The organism is Vibrio sp. 2096 (assembly GCF_033339595.1).
GTDB lineage: Bacteria > Pseudomonadota > Gammaproteobacteria > Enterobacterales > Vibrionaceae > Vibrio > Vibrio alginolyticus.
The window spans coordinates 307695-328334 of the sequence record NZ_JAWOUX010000005.1 but is presented as its reverse complement, the minus strand read 5'-3'; the positions used below and the strand labels follow the sequence as shown (position 1 = coordinate 328334).

General features: G+C 44.8%; 21 protein-coding genes. 13 read left to right on the top strand and 8 right to left on the bottom strand.

Annotated features, from left to right (window positions below):
• Positions 1 to 18 precede the first annotated feature (18 nt).
• The 4 genes from frr to rpsB form a co-directional block, all read right to left on the bottom strand.
• On the bottom strand, positions 19 to 576 hold the full coding sequence (gene frr / locus R7Q41_RS12665; protein ID WP_005380330.1) for a ribosome recycling factor: 558 nt from the start codon (positions 574 to 576) through the stop codon (positions 19 to 21).
• A gap of 100 nt (positions 577 to 676) precedes the next feature.
• On the bottom strand, positions 677 to 1402 hold the full coding sequence (gene pyrH / locus R7Q41_RS12660; protein WP_005380329.1) for a UMP kinase: 726 nt from the start codon (positions 1400 to 1402) through the stop codon (positions 677 to 679).
• Between the two features lie 147 nt (positions 1403 to 1549).
• A complete protein-coding gene (gene tsf / locus R7Q41_RS12655) occupies positions 1550 to 2395 on the bottom strand; it encodes a translation elongation factor Ts (RefSeq protein WP_005380328.1) in 846 nt (281 codons plus the stop codon).
• A gap of 132 nt (positions 2396 to 2527) precedes the next feature.
• The gene (rpsB, locus tag R7Q41_RS12650) at positions 2528 to 3256 is read right to left on the bottom strand and encodes a 30S ribosomal protein S2 (RefSeq protein WP_005380327.1); all 729 of its coding nucleotides are present in this window, start codon (positions 3254 to 3256) and stop codon (positions 2528 to 2530) included.
• A gap of 384 nt (positions 3257 to 3640) precedes the next feature.
• Between rpsB and map the strand changes: the two genes are divergently transcribed.
• The 3 genes from map (at position 3641) to R7Q41_RS12635 (ending at position 7778) form a co-directional block, all read left to right on the top strand.
• A complete protein-coding gene (gene map / locus R7Q41_RS12645) occupies positions 3641 to 4519 on the top strand; it encodes a type I methionyl aminopeptidase (RefSeq protein ID WP_005380326.1) in 879 nt (292 codons plus the stop codon).
• Between the two features lie 108 nt (positions 4520 to 4627).
• Complete coding sequence (glnD, locus tag R7Q41_RS12640) at positions 4628 to 7252, top strand: bifunctional uridylyltransferase/uridylyl-removing protein GlnD (RefSeq protein WP_238843868.1); 2625 nt, start codon at positions 4628 to 4630, stop codon at positions 7250 to 7252.
• A gap of 142 nt (positions 7253 to 7394) precedes the next feature.
• Positions 7395 to 7778, top strand: coding sequence for a DUF3461 family protein (locus R7Q41_RS12635; protein WP_171344492.1), 384 nt, complete (start codon positions 7395 to 7397; stop codon positions 7776 to 7778).
• A 91-nt stretch (positions 7779 to 7869) separates the two neighbouring features.
• On the opposite strand, the gene truC is transcribed toward R7Q41_RS12635, so the two are convergent.
• Together truC and R7Q41_RS12625 are read right to left on the bottom strand one after the other, a co-directional pair.
• Positions 7870 to 8640, bottom strand: coding sequence for a tRNA pseudouridine(65) synthase TruC (truC, locus tag R7Q41_RS12630; RefSeq protein WP_171344493.1), 771 nt, complete (start codon positions 8638 to 8640; stop codon positions 7870 to 7872).
• A gap of 4 nt (positions 8641 to 8644) precedes the next feature.
• On the bottom strand, positions 8645 to 8959 hold the full coding sequence (locus R7Q41_RS12625; protein WP_042521408.1) for a YqcC family protein: 315 nt from the start codon (positions 8957 to 8959) through the stop codon (positions 8645 to 8647).
• A 76-nt stretch (positions 8960 to 9035) separates the two neighbouring features.
• Between R7Q41_RS12625 and R7Q41_RS12620 the strand changes: the two genes are divergently transcribed.
• Positions 9036 to 10073, top strand: coding sequence for a DUF3549 family protein (locus R7Q41_RS12620; RefSeq protein WP_005380317.1), 1038 nt, complete (start codon positions 9036 to 9038; stop codon positions 10071 to 10073).
• Between the two features lie 13 nt (positions 10074 to 10086).
• Positions 10087 to 10386 (top strand): DUF3301 domain-containing protein, encoded by a 300-nt coding sequence (locus tag R7Q41_RS12615; RefSeq protein ID WP_005380315.1) that lies wholly within the window; start codon positions 10087 to 10089, stop codon positions 10384 to 10386.
• Here R7Q41_RS12615 and R7Q41_RS12610 read toward each other — a convergent pair.
• Positions 10346 to 10831: a GNAT family N-acetyltransferase gene (locus R7Q41_RS12610; protein WP_213868692.1), complete on the bottom strand. Its 486-nt coding sequence runs from the start codon at positions 10829 to 10831 to the stop codon at positions 10346 to 10348. The two genes, R7Q41_RS12615 and R7Q41_RS12610, sit on opposite strands and share 41 nt — an antisense overlap.
• Before the next feature lie 932 nt (positions 10832 to 11763).
• Between R7Q41_RS12610 and R7Q41_RS12605 the strand changes: the two genes are divergently transcribed.
• The 8 genes from R7Q41_RS12605 to R7Q41_RS12570 all read left to right on the top strand — a co-directional run bounded on the left by R7Q41_RS12605 (position 11764) and on the right by R7Q41_RS12570 (position 18928).
• The gene (locus R7Q41_RS12605) at positions 11764 to 12057 is read left to right on the top strand and encodes a hypothetical protein (protein WP_262653504.1); all 294 of its coding nucleotides are present in this window, start codon (positions 11764 to 11766) and stop codon (positions 12055 to 12057) included.
• Positions 12054 to 12503: a YaiI/YqxD family protein gene (locus R7Q41_RS12600; protein ID WP_005380310.1), complete on the top strand. Its 450-nt coding sequence runs from the start codon at positions 12054 to 12056 to the stop codon at positions 12501 to 12503. Before R7Q41_RS12605 ends, R7Q41_RS12600 begins: the two co-directional genes overlap by 4 nt.
• A gap of 194 nt (positions 12504 to 12697) precedes the next feature.
• Positions 12698 to 13687, top strand: coding sequence for a ketoacyl-ACP synthase III (locus tag R7Q41_RS12595; RefSeq protein WP_172840021.1), 990 nt, complete (start codon positions 12698 to 12700; stop codon positions 13685 to 13687).
• The gene (locus R7Q41_RS12590) at positions 13684 to 14670 is read left to right on the top strand and encodes an NAD-dependent epimerase/dehydratase family protein (RefSeq protein WP_053349821.1); all 987 of its coding nucleotides are present in this window, start codon (positions 13684 to 13686) and stop codon (positions 14668 to 14670) included. The genes R7Q41_RS12595 and R7Q41_RS12590 overlap by 4 nt, the downstream gene beginning before the upstream one ends.
• Positions 14639 to 15502: an MBL fold metallo-hydrolase gene (locus R7Q41_RS12585; RefSeq protein WP_017820759.1), complete on the top strand. Its 864-nt coding sequence runs from the start codon at positions 14639 to 14641 to the stop codon at positions 15500 to 15502. Before R7Q41_RS12590 ends, R7Q41_RS12585 begins: the two co-directional genes overlap by 32 nt.
• Positions 15490 to 16758 carry a F390 synthetase-related protein gene (locus R7Q41_RS12580; protein WP_172840020.1) on the top strand — a complete coding sequence of 423 codons (1269 nt, stop codon included), beginning with the start codon at positions 15490 to 15492 and terminating at the stop codon, positions 16756 to 16758. The genes R7Q41_RS12585 and R7Q41_RS12580 overlap by 13 nt, the downstream gene beginning before the upstream one ends.
• Positions 16746 to 17858 (top strand): ATP-grasp domain-containing protein, encoded by a 1113-nt coding sequence (locus R7Q41_RS12575; RefSeq protein ID WP_053304075.1) that lies wholly within the window; start codon positions 16746 to 16748, stop codon positions 17856 to 17858. Before R7Q41_RS12580 ends, R7Q41_RS12575 begins: the two co-directional genes overlap by 13 nt.
• Positions 17855 to 18928 (top strand): hypothetical protein, encoded by a 1074-nt coding sequence (locus R7Q41_RS12570; protein ID WP_213885663.1) that lies wholly within the window; start codon positions 17855 to 17857, stop codon positions 18926 to 18928. The genes R7Q41_RS12575 and R7Q41_RS12570 overlap by 4 nt, the downstream gene beginning before the upstream one ends.
• A 106-nt stretch (positions 18929 to 19034) precedes the next feature.
• On the opposite strand, the gene R7Q41_RS12565 is transcribed toward R7Q41_RS12570, so the two are convergent.
• Positions 19035 to 20621 carry an AbgT family transporter gene (locus R7Q41_RS12565; protein ID WP_005380301.1) on the bottom strand — a complete coding sequence of 529 codons (1587 nt, stop codon included), beginning with the start codon at positions 20619 to 20621 and terminating at the stop codon, positions 19035 to 19037.
• Positions 20622 to 20640: the final 19 nt, after the last annotated feature.

Genomic DNA, 20640 nt, shown 5'->3' with positions numbered 1-20640 from the left:
GTGATGTGTGTGGGAGTATTAAACTTCCATCAACTCTTTTTCTTTTGCAGCAAGAACTTCATCGATCTTCTTAACTGCAACGTCAGTTAGCTTTTGAATTTCGTCTTGTGCTTTACGATCTTCATCTTCAGAGATTTCTTTATCTTTTAGAAGCGCTTTAAGATCGTTGTTTGCGTCACGACGGATGTTACGAACAGCAACACGACCACCTTCAGCTTCACCACGGACGATCTTAACTAGGTCTTTACGACGTTCTTCCGTTAGCGGTGGAAGTGGAACGCGGATGATAGTGCCAGCTGACATAGGGTTTAGACCAAGGTCAGACGTCATGATCGCTTTTTCTACTTTCGGCGTCAGCTCTTTATCAAAAACCGTGATTGCAAGTGTACGTGCATCTTCAGCAATAACGTTTGCTACTTGGTTTAGAGGTGTTGCTGCACCGTAGTATTCTACAGAAATACCAGATAGTAGGCTTGGGTGTGCACGACCTGTACGAATTTTAGAAAGGTTGTTCTTAAGCGCTTCAACGCTTTTATCCATGCGCTCTTGCGCGTCTTTTTTGATTTCGTTAATCACAGTTTCACCTTAAAAATGTCATCTTTCCTGAAGAAAGCCTAAAACGGTTGAGCAAAGCAAGCACCACCCTAACGCTTTGGAGTGGCACCTTAAGCCAAGCTTATTCGTTGATGAGCGTGCCTTCTGCTTCGCCCATTACCACGCGACGTAGTGCGCCTGGCTTGTTCATATTAAATACGCGGATTGGCATTTTGTGGTCACGAGCTAGCGTAAACGCCGCCAAGTCCATAACTTTCAGCTCTTTATCCAGAACTTCTGCATAAGATAGCTTATCATACAGCTCTGCGTCTGGGTTTGCTACAGGGTCAGCAGTAAATACACCATCAACTTTCGTCGCTTTTAGTACAACATCCGCTTCAATTTCGATACCACGTAAACAAGCAGCAGAATCCGTTGTAAAGAACGGGTTACCAGTACCAGCAGAGAAGATGACAACTCGGCCTTGGCGAAGCTCACGGATCGCATCAGCCCAATTATAGTCGTCACATACGCCTTTTAGAGGGATTGCAGACATAACGCGCGCATTTACGTATGCACGGTGAAGAGCATCACGCATCGCTAGGCCATTCATTACTGTAGCAAGCATACCCATGTGGTCACCAACTACGCGGTTCATACCAGCTTCAGCTAGGCCTGCACCACGGAACAAGTTACCGCCACCGATAACTACACCAACCTGAACACCCAGTTCAACCAGTTCTTTAACTTCTTGTGCCATACGATCAAGGACCGCAGGATCAATACCAAAACCGTCTTCACCTTGAAGAGCTTCACCACTCAGTTTTAATAGAATACGTTGATACGCTGGTTTAGGGTTCGTAGTCATGGAGTTTACCTTCCAAAGAGAGTTGTTGATTAACAGTCATGAATAGACACAACTTCAGTTATGGCTATTCATCACGGCTAATCGTTCACTGCTCATAAAAAGACCGCAGCCTTGGCTACGGTCTAATCTTTATACAGTCTCTAAGGATTAACCTTTTTGAGCTGCTGCAACTTCTTCAGCGAAGCTCATTTCTTCTTTCTTCTCGATACCTTCACCTACTTCTAGGCGAACGAACGTAGAAACTGAAGCGCCTTTTTCTTTCAGCATTTCGCCTACAGTTTTCTTAGGCTCCATGATGAAAGCTTGACCTGTTAGAGAGATCTCGCCAGTGAATTTCTTCATGCGGCCAACAACCATCTTCTCAGCGATTTCAGCAGGCTTGCCTTCGTTCATTGCGATTTCAACTTGAACCGCTTTCTCTTTTTCTACTACGTCAGCTGGTACGTCTTCTGGGTTAACGAACTCTGGCTTAGAAGCAGCAACGTGCATTGCAACGTGCTTAAGAGTTTCTGCGTCGCCTTCACCAGCAACAACAACACCGATTTTCTCACCGTGACGGTAAGAAGCGATTGCAGTGCCTTGAACGTATTCTACGCGACGGATAGTGATGTTTTCACCGATTTTAGCTACTAGAGCTACACGTGCGTCTTCGAATTGTGCTTGTAGTTCTTCAACAGAAGCTTTTGAAGCTAGAGCTGCAGCTGCAACTTCTTCTGCGAATGCAGTGAAGTTACCGTCTTTAGCAACGAAGTCAGTTTGGCAGTTAACTTCAAGAAGAACAGCAACGCCGTTTTCTTCTTTGATGATGATTGCGCCTTCAGCTGCAACGTTACCAGCTTTCTTAGCTGCTTTCGCTGCGCCAGATTTACGCATGTTTTCAATTGCTAGTTCGATGTCAGCGTTTGCTTCTACAAGCGCTTTCTTACATTCCATCATGCCAGCGCCAGTACGCTCGCGAAGTTCTTTAACTAGAGCAGCAGTTACAGTTGCCATTCTGTCTTCCTCGTTTGATTCGAAATAAGGTAAAAAACAGGGGCCTAACATTGTCGGCCCCCATTGCTAACTATAACTTAGTTTATGCTACACAAAGGTTTCACATAGACCAAGTGTGACACAGAGCCGCTATTATTCAGCTTCTACGAAACCGTCTTTTTCAGCAACTGCAGCTACGTCTTTGTTACGACCTTCAGATACTGCTGAAGCAGCAGCGTTCAGGTATAGCTGTACAGCGCGGATCGCGTCGTCGTTACCTGGGATTACGTAGTCAACGCCGTCTGGGTTAGAGTTAGTATCTACCACAGCGTATACTGGAATACCTAGGTTGTTAGCTTCTTTAATTGCAATGTGTTCGTGATCAGCGTCGATTACGAATAGAGCGTCTGGTAGGCCGCCCATGTCTTTGATACCACCAAGAGATTTCTCTAGCTTCTCCATTTCGCGAGTACGCATTAGAGCTTCTTTCTTAGTTAGTTTGTCAAAAGTACCGTCTTGAGATTGAGTCTCTAGTTCTTTTAGACGCTTGATAGACTGACGAACTGTTTTGTAGTTTGTAAGCATACCGCCTAACCAGCGGTTGTTTACGTAAAACTGGTTGCTTGCGATTGCAGCTTCTTTAACAGCTTCAGATGCAGCGCGCTTAGTACCTACGAATAGAACCTTACCTTTCTTCTCGCCAACTTTAGCTAGTTCAGCTAGAGCGTCGTTGAACATTGGTACAGTTTTTTCTAGGTTGATGATATGAACTTTGTTACGAGCGCCAAAGATGAATGGCTTCATTTTTGGGTTCCAGTAACGAGTCTGGTGACCGAAGTGAACACCAGCTTTTAGCATATCGCGCATTGATACAGTTGCCATTTTAAAATCCTCTATGGGGTTAGGCCTCCACATTCCCCATAACTCCGACCAAGCTTCTGCTCAGCACCCCGGAATATGTGACGGAATGTGTGTGATTTAAAGATAAAAGGTTATTCGGATGAAGCTTGCTTCGCCGCTTAACTTTGCTAAACGAAGAGAACAGTCCTCTATTCCGGCGCGCTTTATACCATATTTTAGCTCACTGTGGCTAGTAAAAATTATTTCTTCACCGAGCCACTTTCTCCTATTTATAAGCAAAACTTTAAACATATGATCGAATTAAGAATGATGCATATTCCTATCTAACTTGGGTTAACGCCCCGATGTCTGATAGAATGCGGCCATTCGCACGTTTACGTGCTTAGGAATAAGTAGAGAAAGCCAATGTCAATCAAGATTAAAACTGCTGAAGAAATAGAACGCATGCGCATTGCGGGCAAGCTAGCCGCAGAGATTCTAGAAATGATCGAACCACACATCAAAGTTGGTGTGACGACAGAAGAGTTAAACAAAATCTGTCATGAGTACGCTCTAGAAAAAGGTGCATACTCTGCTCCGCTTGATTACCATGGTTTCCCTAAGTCGATCTGTACTTCAATCAACCATATCGTATGCCACGGTATTCCAGCGGAAAAAGACGAAATCGGTAGCAACGGCCAAATGAAGCCGGCGGTACTAAAAGATGGTGACATCTTGAACGTTGATATTACCGTAATCGTTCCAAATGATGAGAATGCCGATCTGAGCGTGCGTCCTCAGGGTTACCATGGTGACACTTCTAAGATGTTCCTAGTCGGTGATGTTTCGCCTGCAAACAAACGTCTGTGCATGGTAGCTCAAGAAGCACTGTATGTTGGTATGCGTACCGTTAAGCCAGGTTCAACGGTTGGTGACATCGGTACAGCTATCGAGAAGTACATCAAAGAGAATAACAAGAACAATCCTCGCAACAAGTTTTCTATTGTGAAAGACTTCTGTGGTCACGGTATTGGCGATGAGTTCCATGAAGAACCACAAGTGGTTCATTACAAGAACAAAGACCGCCGCGTACTAAAAGAAGGCATGTGCTTTACTATTGAGCCGATGATTAACGCTGGTAAATTTGGTTGCTCTGTTGATGCACAAGATGACTGGACTGTTTACACGGGCGACGGCAAGAACTCTGCGCAATGGGAACATACCATTGTTGTAACAAAAGAAGGTTGTGAAGTACTGACGCTTCGTAGCGACGATACGATTCCTCGCCTAATGAAAAACGCGTAAAGCTGACGACCACTCGTTGTTTACTATATCCCTGCTTCGGCGGGGATATTTTTTATCTGCCGGAAATTTGTTAGATTGTTATTAGATTAGCTTGCACGGATGGCAAATATGACACTTCAGTCCCCTCTTACCTTTTCCGATGAACAAATCAATATCGGTGAACTCAAACGAGAATTAGAGAAGTTTAGCTCTAATCAAAACCAAGAGTTTCTCAATCATCATCCGGTAACAAGCTTGGTTTTAGCCAGAGCTGAATATATGGATCTGCTTCTCAATCGTTTGTGGCAACATTTTGGTTTCAAGGATATTTACAACATTTCCCTAGTTGCCGTTGGTGGCTACGGACGAGGCGAGCTGCATCCGCTCTCCGATATCGATATTTTGATTCTGTCGAACAATAAACTGCCAACCGCGTTAGAAGCAAAAATCAGCGAATTCATTACGCTGTTGTGGGATTTAAAACTCGAGGTCGGACACGCTGTTCGCACCGTTACTGAATGTGCTGAAATTGGTAAAACCGATCTAACGGTCGCGACAAACCTGCAAGAAGCGCGACTGCTGTGTGGAAGCGAGGACACCTTTCAGGCACTGAAGAAAGTCGTGTTATCAGACTCCTTCTGGCCAAGTGAGACGTTTTACCGCGCTAAAATTCAAGAGCAGCGCGAACGCCATGCGCGTTACCACGACACGACCTACAACTTAGAACCGGACATTAAATCAACCCCTGGCGGGCTGCGCGATATTCATACATTAAGCTGGGTCGCTCGACGTCACTTTGGTGCGACTTCATTGTTAGAAATGAGCCGATACGGATTTTTAACTGACGCAGAATACCGAGAATTGGTTGAATGTCAGGACTTCCTTTGGCGAGTACGTTTCGCTCTGCACATGGAGCTTCGCCGCTATGACAACCGCTTGACCTTTGCCCATCAAGCACAAGTTGCGGAAAATCTAGGCTACGTCGGAGAAGGCAATCGAGGCGTAGAAATGATGATGAAAGAGTTCTACCGCACGCTTCGTCGTGTGGCAGAGCTCAATAAAATGCTACTCAAACTCTTTGACCAAGCGATCATTAATGGTGGGGCGACAGAAAGTGCCGAGATTCTCGATACGGACTTTCAACGTCGCGGTTCTTTAATTGAAGCGCGGAAACCCGCATTGTTCCAAGCTCGCCCAGAAACTATTCTGGATATGTTCTTACATATTGCTAACGACTCAACTATTGAAGGGGTGAGCCCACCAACGCTGCGTCAACTTCGCACCGCTCGCCGTCGGCTCAACAAGTTTTTGCACACCATTCCTGCTGCGCGTGAAAAGTTCATGGCGTTATGTCGTCACCCTAATGCTCTGCACAAAGCATTCAGCCTAATGCACCGATTAGGGGTTATGGCGGCCTATTTACCGCAATGGAGTCAGATTGTTGGTCAAATGCAGTTTGACTTATTCCATGCCTACACAGTTGATGAACACAGTATTCGCTTACTTAAACACATCAACACTTTTAGTGACCCAGAAAATCATGCGAAGCACCCTATTTGCTGTGACGTCTACCCACGGATGCAAAAGAAAGAGCTGCTGATTATTGCCGCTATTTTCCACGATATCGGGAAAGGTCGTGGCGGCGATCACTCAATTATCGGTGAAGGAGAAGCGTACGACTTCTGCATTGAGCATGGTTTATCGAAGCCCGAAGCGAAACTTGTCGCTTGGTTGGTAAGACATCATCTATTAATGTCTGTCACCGCACAGCGCCGAGACATTTATGATCCCGATGTCATTACCGAATTTGCCAAAAAAGTCAGAGACGAAGAATCTCTCGATTATCTTGTATGCCTGACAGTTGCAGATATTTGTGCAACCAACCCAGAACTTTGGAATGCGTGGAAACGAACTTTACTTGCGGAGCTGTATTACTCCACGCAACGTGCTTTACGCAGAGGCCTAGAGAATCCTGTCGATGTGCGTGAGAGAATTCGCCACAATCAACAAATGGCCTCCGCAATGCTGCGCAAAGAGGGGTTTGCCGCGCGCGAAATTGAAGTATTGTGGCAACGCTTCAAAGCTGACTACTTCCTTCGTCATACCCATACGCAAATCGCGTGGCACTGCGAACACTTACTTCGCATGGAAGATCCGACTAAGCCTTTGGTATTAATCAGTAAAAAAGCCACTCGTGGCGGCACTGAGGTGTTTGTATATACGAAAGACCAGCCTGCTTTATTTGCGACGGTCGTAGCGGAGTTAGATAGGCGTAATTTTAATGTACACGACGCGCAAATCATGACCAGCAAAGATGGGCACGTGATTGATACCTTTATGGTACTCGATCAACATGGCGAAGCGATCGATGAGTCTCGTCACGCCGCGGTGATTAAACACCTCACCCATGTACTGGAGGCGGGCCGACCAACCAAGATTAAAACGCGCCGTACTCCGAACAAACTTCAGCACTTTAACGTGAAAACCAAAGTCGACTTCTTACCAACCAAAGGTAAAAAACACACTTTAATGGAGTTTGTCGCGCTAGACACACCGGGGCTGTTGGCCAAAGTAGGCCGTACGTTTGCTGATTTAAACATCAACCTTCACGGTGCTAAAATCACCACCATTGGTGAGCGAGCAGAAGACTTGTTTATTTTAACCAGTGATGCAGGGGGAAGGTTAAGTGAAGAACAGCAAGATGAGCTAAGAGAGAGATTGATCGAAAAGTTATCTGATGAGGTCGCAGCTTAGATCAAACCTGCCAATCTTTTCGGTTCAGGGCGAGAGCGATCTTGCCCACAAGTTAAGCATTTTGGCTAAATATCAGCTATCTAGCTCATACATAGGCTGCTACAGTTATATCAATATCAATTCGATGTAATAGAGGTAGCCTATGTATCCCCACCTCACTGGTTTGGGTATTCACGACCCTAAGCAGATTGAACGTTATTCCCTACGCCAAGAAGCACACAAAGACGTACTCAAGATCTATTTCCACAAGCAAAAAGGCGAACTATTCGCTAAAAGCGTTAAATTCAAATACCCACGCCAAATCAAAAATGTTCTTGTTGATAGTGGCAGTCACAAATATAAAGAAGTAACGGAAATCAACCGTAACCTCACATTAGTCATTGATGAGCTGAATAAAATCACTAAGCCAACGAAACAACCTGAGGTTGATGTAAAAGAGAAAATTCTTTCAGACCTTCGTCATTTAGAAAAAGTCGTTTCGAGCAAGATCGCAGAGATCGAAGCGGATCTCGCAAAACTAAAGTAAAACGTTAAGTCTTAAATATTAAAAAAGGGTTAGCATTGATGCTAACCCTTTTTATTTGTACCCAATCATTATCTAGATCTAACTGCGCCGATTATCGGTTGATCATCGATTCATCCCACTCAAATCGAGTAAACAATTGCTGCCAAGTTTCATCAAGATTAGCCGTCATAACAATCTCTTGATCGGTAAATGGATGGATGAACCGTAACTCTGAAGCATGCAGTAGCAGACGATGAGATTCAAACTCTGTGCGATACAGCTTGTTGTGCTTTCCATCCCCGTGCGTTGTATCACCCACGATCGGATGGCGTAGATGTGCCATATGACGACGAAGTTGGTGCTTACGCCCCGTTTTAGGTTTCATCTCAACTAAGCAATAACGCGTTGTAGGAAATTTACCCGTCGAATAGGGAACTTCCACTTTAGCCAACGGCTTATATTCCGTCACCGCTTCTTGCGCTTCTTTTTCTTGTGAAGCGAACTTATCAGCAATCTTGTCTAACTCGACTTTGAGCGCGTAATCCAAGACGCCCTCTTCCTCAATCCAACCGCGTACTATTGCGTGGTATGTCTTTTCCATTTTATGTTCAGCAAACATCGGCATGACTTGTGATGCGACTTCACTCGACAACGCAAACACGAGCACACCAGATGTTGGGCGATCCAGACGATGCAATGGGAACACATGCTGACCAATTTGGTCGCGCAAAGTTTGCATGACAAACTGAGTTTCGTGTTTATCTAACCAACTGCGATGCACTAACATGCCTGCAGGCTTGTTGACCGCTACAAAATATTCATCCTGATAAACGATCTCCAGCTCAACTGGTTCTGAAGATCGCGTTAGTTCTTGTTCTAGCATTCGTTTACTTACACAGTTCGTCAATGGTTCGGATTGTAACGAGCAGCTCGGCGAACTGCGGTTCCTGCTTCCACGCTTCTGAAAAATAGGGCTCGAGAGAAAACCCTCTTGGCAGTGGTTGGTTATTTTTCACTAGTGCGTGCATTCTGGCTATAAAAATCCACTGCAACCACTCATGAGGATGCAATGTATCAATCGCAAATGGCTCCGCACTTTGTAAGGCTTGCTCTGAAGGCATAGTGTATTGCCACAATTTATGCTCTCTAAGCTGCGTTTCAAGTTGGTGAAGTAAGTCGACCAATTGAGTATTTGTTACCATTAATTCTATCTCGAACCTTGAATTAGCCGAGAATGATACCATTTCTTGTGAAAAGAACGTTAGGACGTCGTATTTAATGGAAAACATTCAAACCCTCACTCAACTGTTGAACAACAGCCACTGTGATTATCAAATCTTCGATCTTGGTCGCCGTATCAAAACCATCGCTAAGAAAGAGTTTACCGATGTAGAAAAAGGTCAAGCACCTTACCCATTTCCAATGCAGCGTAAAGCACACCTTGCCATCGCTTATTGGAATGAACAAAAGCAACCTTGGATTTGGTTTCTAAAGTTTGAATTGGACGAGCGCGGTTTGTTAAAGCAAGCGGATATCGGCAATTTCATTAAATACGTCGTGGAGGCTATGGGAACACGCCTCAATGATGATATCACTGAAGAGCAACAACAAAAGCTGTCTAACAACCCATACACTTTCAAACCTTCCGAAGATAAAATGGCCGTGTTTCATAGCCAGGTCCGCGCAAACCTCAATCTTCCTACCAGCCAATATTACGAGCATACCCAGCATTACTTCTCTGGAGGTTTAGGCTGGGATAATTGGCAAACTGTAGGTCTGCAAGGTATCACAGACATAGCCGCTCGCCTGGACAAAGAGCAAAACGGGGTAATGATACGCAAAGCGTTGAACCACCTACCAAATGAGCCACTTTATGCCCTATTAGGTGCGCTTGAGCACGTAGAGCTTCAAGAGCGTTTAGCAGAACGTATCGCGGAAAAGGCACAGCAAGAAATCGCAAGTAGCGAACCTGATCTCTTCCTACTTTCAGCACTTATCCGAGCCCTTGCTGGTGCACCAACAGAAGTCGCCTCTCCAGTATTAGATGCGATATTGCATAGCCCTCGTTTAAGCCATCAGGAGGTATTGATTGGTGTGGCGGGTCGCGCTTGGCACTTACTCGCCAATGAAAAGGTAGCAGAACAGTTTTTGCTGCGTTTAGCTCAAACCGGTAATCAAGCCCTATTTAATCAGTTATTTGCCGATTTAGTGATGCTGCCAGAGTTAAGAATGGTGTTATTGCCTTTACTGCATTCAAACCCATCAGAGGAACTAGCAAATGCGCTAGTAAGCTTACAACAAACAACAAAAAGCTAAGAAAGGTTCAGGAATGATTGGTGATCTTTTAGCAATTTTAGGGCTCTGCTTTTTCTGTTACCTGTTTTGGCAACAGCGTCGCCAAGCCGAACTCGCAAAAGCGGCCATCACGCGTAAATGTGAGCAATTGGATCTCCAATTAATCAGCATCGCCTTTGGTGCCCATAAACTAAAAACGCCAGACGGAGTCTGGCGTTGGCATACGGTGTATCAATTTGAGTTTTCATCTCTTGGTGACGATTGCTACCAAGGAGAGTTAACCATGGTCGGTTTCAGGCCGCAGAACTTTCACCTACCACCGCATCGCTTGTAAATTCCATTTCAAAGTAAGGACCATATATATCCTTACTTTCTTTTGTTTCAACAAATCCCAGCTTTTTCAGTACTGCCATAGAAGCTTGATGATTGCTATTCACGTTAGCTTTCACCTTATTCAAGCCCAATTCACTGCACGCTTTGGGGAAAAATGCTTTTAGTGCTTCTGTTGCTAACCCTTTACCCCAATATGATTTATCAAAAATAAACCCTAATTCAGGTTCGGAATCGAGATTAGCAATGAACACGTGCCCCATATAGTCACGACTGGTGCTCTCTAGCACTGCCATACTATAAATGTTCTCATCATCCAGTATTTTCTCAAACATCTGTTTGGCAGACGCAACTGTATACGGACCATTCAATTCAGCACGGTTTTTCGCACAGCAATTCAGCATGACGAATTCTAGTTGCAACGACTCATTGTAGGGTAGAAGAAGCATTCTTCTGGTTACTATGGCCACATCTGTTCCTTGATTACAACAAACTTAATCTATCCGCAGATCACAAACTCGATGAGCTGAACATGCTCAATGATTGCGGGCATAACACCTTGTAGAGAAGCCGAAAGTTAAACCAACTGGTTGGAAAGGATATTGATCTGAGTTGTTTTTTATTAAGTGTTATTAGGAATTTATATATTTTGTGATATTGATATCCCCGAGTAACATCGAGATGCTTAATTCAATGAGAGCACTGGATATCGTTTTTATATAAGAAAGACCCCGACACATAAGTATCGGGGTCATGGTCTTACTCGCAGCAGTCCGGCTACTAAAAGTGCTCCATGCATCATCCATAATAGTGGCTGATTCCGTCAGCTTATTCCTTACGTCGCCGTCCTAGCGGTGTCCTTATCATCCTGACTGCTAACATTCCTCGTTAGCACACGTCACTTGTTCCTTGAGCGGTGTCCCTTGCATCTTCCTGATGCTGTCCATAACCTCAATCCTAGAGGGGTCCATTGTCTATCCTTAGTCATCAACATCCTATTGATGATCGTATCCTTACAATGTCCTACGCTCCATGCTTGATTAATCATCCTGACCAACCAAATCGTCTTCCTGACGATAACCAAATCCTTGGTGCTTTCCTGTTCCATGTCTGCTTCCTGCTGACAACTCTCAATTTACGCCTTTTCCAAAAATAGACAATCTATCCAAGATAAATATTTGGCTCTCACATTGGTTAACAAGTTGTTAAATCATTATTTATCAGAAACTTAAGCTCTTCAGCTTCTCTTTTTCCGCTTACGAAATCGTTTTCTCTCACAACCTATGTAAGAGATCTCTCACACTACACTCTCCAAAATGCCATTCGCCAAATCAGCGCACTCAACGTATGATGATAGATATATCGTTGTTAAGGATTAAAAATGTTAACTCAAGACGTTACTAAAGAATTAGAAGCGGTAATGGAACAACTGCAACAACAAGGAAAAGAGCCAACCGTAGCGTTAGTGAAAGCACGATTGAAAACGCCAGTTCCAATGCCAGCGTTAATCACCGCAATAAAAAGTTGGAAGAGTGCTCAACGCGTACCCAAGGTTGAAATCGCAGCACAGCACCACACCGATAATGATCGTCTTGAAGCCCTAGAACACACCGTAAAAATGCTAGCCATTCGTATTGAAGAGTTAGAAGCGAAACTCAGTGAGAAATCATCATGAAGTTATGGGTAGATGCAGACGCGTGTCCAAAAGTTATTCGCGAAACCATTGTGCGTGCCGCCGAGCGTACGGGGATTGAATGTACGTTTGTCGCTAACCACGTTGTCCCTGTGCCGAAAAGAGACAACATCCATTCGCTACAAGTCCCTGCGGGATTTGACATCGCAGACAACGAAATCGTCAAGCGTGTAGAAGCCAACGATTTGGTGATCACGTCAGATATTCCGCTTGCAGATGAGGTTATCTCTAAAGGCGCTCAAGCCCTCAGTTCTCGTGGCGAGCTCTATACAAAAGACACCATCAAAGCTCGCCTAAATATCCGCGACTTTATGGAAACCATGCGTTCAAGCGGAATTCAGACAGGTGGGCCCGCCGCGCTTTCTCAAACCGATCGACGCGAATTTGCAAACCATTTGGATCGTATTTTGGCGAAATTTAAGAAGTAACCCTCACTCTATTCAAATTGAGCCAGCAAATAAAAGCCTGGCTCATTCCTGAAAATTCATTCTCAGCATTGCACCCAAAGCGTGCTCTTACTCCCATTTGTTTTGTTCTGTTTATTTTTCATCTCGCTCACCATAGCTTCAATATGCAACGTGGTTTATTTTGAACGACGTTTTTAATAAGTGTATAGAGAATAATGGGCTTTAACATCGTTTCCAGTGGAAGCTACCTGCCAACGAATCAATGGTCTGATCGAGAGATGGATCACTTCCTAAAATTAGCGCCAGGGACCTGCCGAAATAAATTCGACGTTGAATATCGTCATGTAGCCAATACAAAAGAGACCGCTATTTACATGGCGGTGCAGGCAATAGAGCAGTGTTTAGGAAACACACATACCTTAAGCTCCGTTGATCTCCTTATCTACGCTAGCGGTACACACCACCAGTCTCTACCCTACGACGCTTCAGCGGTTCTCGCCGCGTTAGACGCTCCAACATGGCTAGAAAGCTTTGATTTGAACAGCACCTGTTTATCCTTTCTCTCTGCGCTTGATCTTGCTCAGAGTCTATTCTTAGCAAAACGGTACCGTCGGATTCTTATTGTCACCAGCGAACTCGCCACTGGCATCACACTGAATCGAAATTTTACGCTCAAACCAGAAGTTGCAACCTTATTCGCGGACGGTGCCGCCGCATTTTTGCTCGAAGAACACAACGATGATGGATTGCTCACCAGTCACTTTGAAACGCATCATACCGGGTATTCATTTTGTCAAATTAAGGGCGGAGGTAGTCATATCAATCCGCATACCTCCGAGCATCAAGCCTATTTAAAAAGTTGCCAGTTTGAGATGGAGGGCAAAGCACTCTTTAAACATGTGCGTAAAGCCTTACCAGCGTTTCTAAAAAAAGGGTTTGACGCCTCTCCGGTAACACTCGGCGATATTGATTATTTTCTTCCTCATCAAGCCAGCGCGCATGGATTAAAAAAACTGCCTTCACTCACCGGGCTACCAACAGAGAAAACCGTTAATCACTTTTCGACTTTGGGAAACCAAGTCGCCGCCTCACTCCCAATTAACTTACACTGGCTGCGTAATCAGCCAGAAGCCGCAGGAAAACATGTGTTATTAGCTGGTACCGCCGCAGGGTTGTCACTAGGGATGGGAGTGCTAAAACTATGAAGATATTGGTCACTGGTGGCAGCGGGATGTTGGGTAGCGCAATTCTGAGAATGTTTCACCAGCAGCATGAACTGCACTTTACAGCACGAAATACAGTCATCGCTAAACAACTCGCCGAGCAATTCGATGTTATCCCACATATAGTCGATTTAAGAGACCACTCAGCAGTTCATGCGGTATGCCAAGGTATGGATGCAATCATCCATTGTGCCGCTCTCTCAAGCCCATGGGGAAAGTGGCAGGCGTTTTATCAAGCCAATGTAGATGCCACCAAAAACCTCGTCAATGCGGCTAATACCTATCAAATCTCGCGTTTTATCCATATTTCCTCCACCAGCGTCTACTTTGACCATCAAGACCGTTGGAATATTCGAGAAACCGACGCCATAGCTTCATACTGGTGTAATGATTACGCACACACAAAATACCTATCGGAAATTGAAGCCGTAAAAGGCCAAAGCAAAGCGATCATTTTAAGACCGCGTGGCATTTTTGGACCCAATGATCGCGCGATTATCCCAAGAGTGCTTAAGGCGATAAAAAACAACACTCTGCTTCTGCCATCGGGTAGAAATCCTGTGGTTGATCTGACCTATGTAGACAACGTTGCCCATGCAGCGATGCTCGCTTGCACTCAGGCAGGCCAACTTCAGCATGGTGATGTGTTCAACATTTCCAACAACGAACCAATGCCAATTGAGACTGTTCTGCAAGCTTTATGTGAGGGGTTAAACCTAAAAGTAACGTTACAATCATTACCATACGGTGTTGTATCACCATTATTAAAGCTCAGTGAGCAAATACGAAGGCACTTACCACATCAGCCAGAACCAAGGCTCACCTCATACAGCGCAGGATTGTTTAACTATCATCAAACTCTGGATATCAGCAAGGCGAAACAAACACTGAATTACCAACCGCTTTTTTCAATTCAAGAAGGAATACAGCAGTATGCAAACTGGTCTAAAAATAAAAATCTTTGAGGCTGGACACTGCGTACACCCAGGCTTTGTTGTCAAACCAGGTTCTGGTATCAAGCCTAGAGCATTTCCGGCAGCCGTTGCGTTAATTCAGCACCCAACACAAGGCAACATCCTGTTTGACACGGGATATCACGAGCATTTTTTTAGCGCGACTCGCCCCTTCCCTGAACGTTTTTATGCTTGGACAACACCTTGTCGCTATAAAAAAGAACACGGAATTGTTGCGCAGTTAGCAAAAGAAAGTCTCAAACCTCATGATATTGAACACTTAGTACTTTCCCACTTCCATGCTGATCACATTGCTGCCGTGTCTGAGTTTTCCCACTCTCAATTGCATTGCCAACAAAAAGGGGTGGATGCAATTACTAAAAGTGGTCGAATTGGAGGCGTAAGAAAAGGATACCTAAAAGCTCTACTTCCTCCACAACTTGAATCTAACTTATTCATTCATAGTGACTTTTCTGTATCAATCAGCCAAATTCTTCCTCAGTGCCAAGGTGTTAATTTGCTCTGTAAAGACATGTTCGACGATGGATTTATTTATATGGTTAGCTTGCCAGGCCATGCAGCTGGCCAAGTGGGCTTGCTGGTTAAAAGAGACCAAGGTTGGCTGTTCTTACTCGCCGATGCATGCTGGTTAATCGAGAGCTTGAGTGAAAATATCGATCAACATTGGCTGGCGAACATGCTTTGCGATGATACAAAAGCCTATAAAAACACCCTCTCCGAGTTGAGAAGTTGCTACCAACAAACCCACCACTTTGTTCGCTTCGTGCCTTCACATTGTCAGGAAACTATCCAGCAGCTAATCAAAGAAGGATGGATGAAGTGAGAACGCTTATCTCAGAATTCTGGCGAACCCGCTACCGCCCCTTCGGCTCAAGGGAACAAGTCGAAACATGGCAGCAACAACACTTAACGCAACACTTGGATTGGGTATGCCGCCATTCACCGTATTACCGCTCACTTCAAGGTGCACCACTCAGTGATTTCCCTATCATGAATAAGCAAACCATGATGGAGAACCTTTCAGAGTTGAATACGAAGGGCTTAGATGCTGAACAGTTAATGCAGCAGGCACTCAAAGCAGAGCAGTCACGCAACTTTGCCGCTTCGAAAGTTGGCGATGTTACTGTTGGGCTTTCTTCGGGCACATCAGGCATGCGCGGGTTGTTTCTTGCTGACAAACAGGAAACACAACTATGGGCTGGCAATATATTGGCTCGCCTGTTGCCCAACCTATGGCAAAAACACCGAATTGCTCTAGCCTTGCGCGCCAACAGCCCACTGTATAAATCCGTCGCGAAAGGGCCTGTAACATTTTTTTATGCCGATTTAACCAAACCTTACCAAGAATGGATAAAAGAGCTGGATGAGTTCCAACCCACGCTTTTGGTTGGTAGTGCGCAAGCTCTTCAGCTCTGCGCCCAGTTCAGCGGTCAATTTGGTCAACCCGCAATTCAACCACAGCGGATCATTTCTGGTGCAGAAGTCCTAACCGAGAGTGACCGTCACTTTATTTCTCAACGGTTCGACAGCGAACTCCATGAAGTCTATCAATGTACTGAAGGTTTTCTTGCATGTACGGATCAGCATGGACAAATGCGCTGGAATCAAGATGTTGTTTACATCGAAAAACATTGGCTGAATACCGAACGTACTCATTACAGCCCAATCATTACCGATTTTCGTCGTAAAACTCAGCCAATTATTCGTTATCAGCTCGACGATATTATTGAGAATAAACAGGATAATGGCGTATTTGAACCTCTTGGCGCAATTGCCGGACGATGTGGTGATCGCCTCACGCTAAACGCAAACCACGTCCCAGTGACGGTGTTACCAGATCTCATCTACCGCGCTATAACACTATCCGCCCAAAGTCGCGTGGATTACCGAATCACCCAAACAGGGTCACAAGCCATTCAAATTGAAGCGGATGTTCACCACCATCGGGTTATACATCAAGCCTTGATAAAGTTGTTTGACCAATTGCGGCTTGATCCTGTCAGATTTAGTTACCGCCCTGCGCCTATTTGGACGCCAATGAATAAACAACGACGTGTGGTGAACATATGCGGGTCTTAATCACCGGAGCCCGATCACCAGTTGCACTAGAGTGGGCAACCATGTGTATGCATCATGGACATGACGTAACTCTCACCGATTCGCTAAAAAAACCTCTAGGATCGTTTTTGCGAGGCATCGAGTCTTATATCCCCACCGCTTCGCCTCGATTTGCGTTTCCCACCTATCAACAGCAGATCCTAAAAATCATTACTCAGATGCGTATTGATATGGTGATACCCACTTGTGAAGAAGTGTATTACTTGGCTCATGTTGCCAAACAATGCCCAGAAGTAGATTTTTTTCTGCCCAATGTGGGACTACTCAATGCCCTGCACAACAAGTTGACCGTCTTTGAACAGCTTCAAAGTTTGCCAGAAATCACACTTCCAAAAACTCGTTTGGTCGCTGATAAAAGTGAGATTGAAATTAATAAGAGAACCGTTCTAAAGCCCGTTTACTCTCGGTTTGGCGGGCAAGTCATAAGAGATGTGACAACTCAGTCTATTTCTGCCGCCACGATATCGCCCCTTTACCCTTGGGTTCAGCAACAAAAAATCCATGGGACTCCGGTGTGTAACTATGCCATTTTTGAACATGGTGACCTTAAAGCACACCAAGCTTATGTGCCGAAATACTGTGTAAACGGCTCGGCCGCCAGTGCTTTTCAGCCGATCTCGTGCGAACGACTAGATACATTTATCGCAGCTTTTGGTAAACGTCATACTTATCATGGGCAAGTGTCGTTTGACTTCATCAAATCACAAGATGAACTCTACGTGATTGAATGTAACCCAAGAGCCACCAGTGGTTTGCACCTACTCTCGTCTCGATGCAACCAACTGCTTCCTAATATGGAGTTTACCAGTCCTTCCAAGCAGCGATTGCATCATTTAGGTCCAATAACACTCATCGCGGAAGGTGGATTATCCCTGTTCAAGGCTCGAACTTGGCAAGATTGGTGGTCTGGAGTGAATGTGATGCAACAGCATAACTTACCGGCCGGGAGCCAAATCCGGAGTATGTTTGAATTACTCCGGTTAGCTAGGCAGAACAAGACGAAGTGGAGCGACGCTTCTACCGTTGATATTGAGTGGAATGGAGAGGCATTGAACTCATGACACTTTCCTCTCAAGAATGGCATAAAACTTTTTTCACTCTTATGCAGTCGAATCCCATTGATGAATGCACAGCAAGCTTTGGTTGCTACTATATCGATGATGTTGCCATTCCCTACTCCGTAACACCAAAAATACCAAACAACTGTTATGCCGTGTCCCCTATGACACTGCTTAGTGGCTACGCCGAAGAAGAGCTTCACAAAGTCAAAAATGTGGCTGTTCGATGGGTATGTAAGTTACTTATTAATATGACTAAACCAATCTTATCACTGGCTGGATTGGATCAAGTCCAAACGCTCAACAATCAGTGCTTGTCCACCAATATGTATAGCGAACAATGGGCAGCCTTAAATCTCGATGAACTGCGTCGCGTCGCACTCGATCAATACCCCACCTTTCCCTTGGTGCTTCGCTCCCTCAACCAGCGTCAGCATTTACACTTAATTCAGCGATTGAAGCAGCCAAAATGGAAAAGCTTGGTAACACGACAAGTGTATTTACTTGATGATTGGCAAGCGTTCAGCTTCAACCGAGATTTAACGAAAGACTTCAAACTGCTTAATGATAAAGATTGGCAGTTTAGGCCTCTGACCACTGATGAAGAGTTTCAGCGTGCCAAAGAGTTATATGACATGCTTTACCTTGATAAATACAGCCTCAATAACATACAGTTTTCAACCCAATATTTAAAACAGGCGAGCCAGAACAAATTAGTACAGTTAGTGGGACTGTTTTATCAAGAAGAGATGCTGGCTACGTTAGGCATTGTAGAAATTGATAATGATATGACTTGCCCAATTTTTGGCTACGATACCAATAAGCCACAACGCCTCGCATTGTATCGTCGAATATCGGCCTATACCATCCGCCACGCAATGATATTCCAGCGTCGCTTTAATATGAGCTCAGGTGCTCCGGCTTTTAAACGCAACAGAAAAGCCCGGCCAGAAATTGAATTTAGCTATGTTTATATTGCGCACTTACCTTGGTACAAACGCATAATTTGGAAAAGCTTATGCTGGCTCACTCAGCACTTTTATCGCCCTTTGTTGATGCGTTTTCAGCTATAAACCGACATCTATAATCAGGTAAGCCTGCGTACACAGTCTCAATCGATAAAAAAGCCTGCGACGTTCGCAGGCTTTTTATAATGGAGCTGTGTGAGGTAACCGTTTTCTACGGTGTGTAGTATGTTGCTGCGCCAGGGCCTACTGGTAAACCAAATACGAATACCCATAGGTAGAACAGCACACTCCAACCTACAATGAAGCAGATTGAGTAAGGTAGCATGGTCGCGATCAGCGTACCGATACCTAAGTTCTTCATGTAACGAGTCGCTACGGCAAGAATCAAACCAAAGTAGCTCATCATTGGAGTAATGATGTTTGTCGTCGAGTCACCAATTCGGTAAGCAGCCTGAATCGTTTCCGGTGCATAACCAACAAGCATCAACATAGGAACAAAAATCGGAGCCGTTACTGCCCACTGTGCCGATGCCGAACCAATCATTAGGTTGATAAATCCACACATCAGGATGAAGGCAAAGAACAACATTGGGCCAGTTAAGCCAATTTCTTGCAGGAAGCTAGCGCCAGCAACCGCGAATACCTGACCGAAGTTAGTCCATTTAAAGAAAGCAACGAACTGAGCCGCAAAGAAAACTAATACAATGTACATGCCCATAGAAGACATAGATTTCGCCATTGCATCAATTACATCGCGATCCGTCTTCATCGTGCCAACAACTTTACCAAACACAAAGCCTGGAATAGCAAAGAACACAAAGATGAATGCCACGATACTTTTCAGGAATGGTGAACCTGCAATTGTACCTGCATCAGAACGTAGAATGCCGTCTTCTGGAACAACCGTCCAAGCAAGCAGCGCTGAAACAACCAGTACAGCAACACCTGCTAGTTTTAGGCCTTTCTTCTCAATGTCTGTTAAGCCACCCATTTTGTCGTTCGACAAATCTTCTGAGGCTTCTTCTTCACTGTATTTGCCAAGCTTTGGCTCAACAATTTTTTCAGTAACAAACGCACCTGTGATTGCAATGAAGAATGTCGACACAAACATGAAGTACCAGTTAACTTCTGGACCAACAGTGTAAGTTGGGTCGATCATTTGCGCCGCCGTTTCAGTAATGCCTGACAACAGCGGGTCAACCGTACCAATAAGTAGGTTTGCTGAGTAACCACCAGATACACCAGCGAACGCCGCAGCAAGACCGGCAAGTGGGTGACGACCTAAAGAATGGAACAGCATTGCAGCCAGTGGAATAAGTACCACATAGCCAAGCTCTGATGCCGTATTTGAAATGATACCCGCGAAAACGACCGTCACTGTTACCATGCGTTGAGATGCACCCATGACTAAGCCACGCATTGCTGCAGATAGCAAGCCTGAGTATTCAGCAATAGCAACACCCAACATCGCAACCAATACCGTACCCAAAGGTGCAAAGCCGACAAAGTTTTTCACTAGATTGGTAACGATTAGCTCAAGGCCATCAGCGTTAAGCAAGCTAACGACATGAATCATGCCATCCGCGGCACGACCTTTTGCACCCTCAGGACGAGGGTCAACTACGGAAACTTCGAAGTATCCTGCAATACCCGACATCACCAGAATGGCTAAACAGAAAATGGCAAATAGTGTGATCGGGTGGGGTAATAAGTTCCCCAAATATTCGACAGTATCCAAAAAGCGCGTAAACAGCGGCTTCTTAGGCGAGTTTTGTTTAATTGAATCAGATGAACTCATCTGTTCCCTCCTTGTTTTT

Excerpts from the sequence above, each read along its gene's own strand:
- pyrH (WP_005380329.1), bottom strand. The coding sequence starts at position 1,402 with ATGACTACGAACCCTAAACCAGCGTATCAACGTATTCTATTAAAACTG.
- tsf (WP_005380328.1), bottom strand. The coding sequence starts at position 2,395 with ATGGCAACTGTAACTGCTGCTCTAGTTAAAGAACTTCGCGAGCGTACT.
- rpsB (WP_005380327.1), bottom strand. The coding sequence starts at position 3,256 with ATGGCAACTGTATCAATGCGCGATATGCTAAAAGCTGGTGTTCACTTC.
- map (WP_005380326.1), top strand. The coding sequence starts at position 3,641 with ATGTCAATCAAGATTAAAACTGCTGAAGAAATAGAACGCATGCGCATT.
- glnD (WP_238843868.1), top strand. The coding sequence starts at position 4,628 with ATGACACTTCAGTCCCCTCTTACCTTTTCCGATGAACAAATCAATATC.
- R7Q41_RS12635 (WP_171344492.1), top strand. The coding sequence starts at position 7,395 with ATGTATCCCCACCTCACTGGTTTGGGTATTCACGACCCTAAGCAGATT.
- truC (WP_171344493.1), bottom strand. The coding sequence starts at position 8,640 with ATGCTAGAACAAGAACTAACGCGATCTTCAGAACCAGTTGAGCTGGAG.
- R7Q41_RS12625 (WP_042521408.1), bottom strand. The coding sequence starts at position 8,959 with ATGGTAACAAATACTCAATTGGTCGACTTACTTCACCAACTTGAAACG.
- R7Q41_RS12620 (WP_005380317.1), top strand. The coding sequence starts at position 9,036 with ATGGAAAACATTCAAACCCTCACTCAACTGTTGAACAACAGCCACTGT.
- R7Q41_RS12615 (WP_005380315.1), top strand. The coding sequence starts at position 10,087 with ATGATTGGTGATCTTTTAGCAATTTTAGGGCTCTGCTTTTTCTGTTAC.
- R7Q41_RS12610 (WP_213868692.1), bottom strand. The coding sequence starts at position 10,831 with ATGCTTCTTCTACCCTACAATGAGTCGTTGCAACTAGAATTCGTCATG.
- R7Q41_RS12605 (WP_262653504.1), top strand. The coding sequence starts at position 11,764 with ATGTTAACTCAAGACGTTACTAAAGAATTAGAAGCGGTAATGGAACAA.
- R7Q41_RS12600 (WP_005380310.1), top strand. The coding sequence starts at position 12,054 with ATGAAGTTATGGGTAGATGCAGACGCGTGTCCAAAAGTTATTCGCGAA.
- R7Q41_RS12595 (WP_172840021.1), top strand. The coding sequence starts at position 12,698 with ATGGGCTTTAACATCGTTTCCAGTGGAAGCTACCTGCCAACGAATCAA.
- R7Q41_RS12590 (WP_053349821.1), top strand. The coding sequence starts at position 13,684 with ATGAAGATATTGGTCACTGGTGGCAGCGGGATGTTGGGTAGCGCAATT.
- R7Q41_RS12585 (WP_017820759.1), top strand. The coding sequence starts at position 14,639 with ATGCAAACTGGTCTAAAAATAAAAATCTTTGAGGCTGGACACTGCGTA.
- R7Q41_RS12580 (WP_172840020.1), top strand. The coding sequence starts at position 15,490 with ATGGATGAAGTGAGAACGCTTATCTCAGAATTCTGGCGAACCCGCTAC.
- R7Q41_RS12575 (WP_053304075.1), top strand. The coding sequence starts at position 16,746 with ATGCGGGTCTTAATCACCGGAGCCCGATCACCAGTTGCACTAGAGTGG.
- R7Q41_RS12570 (WP_213885663.1), top strand. The coding sequence starts at position 17,855 with ATGACACTTTCCTCTCAAGAATGGCATAAAACTTTTTTCACTCTTATG.
- R7Q41_RS12565 (WP_005380301.1), bottom strand. The coding sequence starts at position 20,621 with ATGAGTTCATCTGATTCAATTAAACAAAACTCGCCTAAGAAGCCGCTG.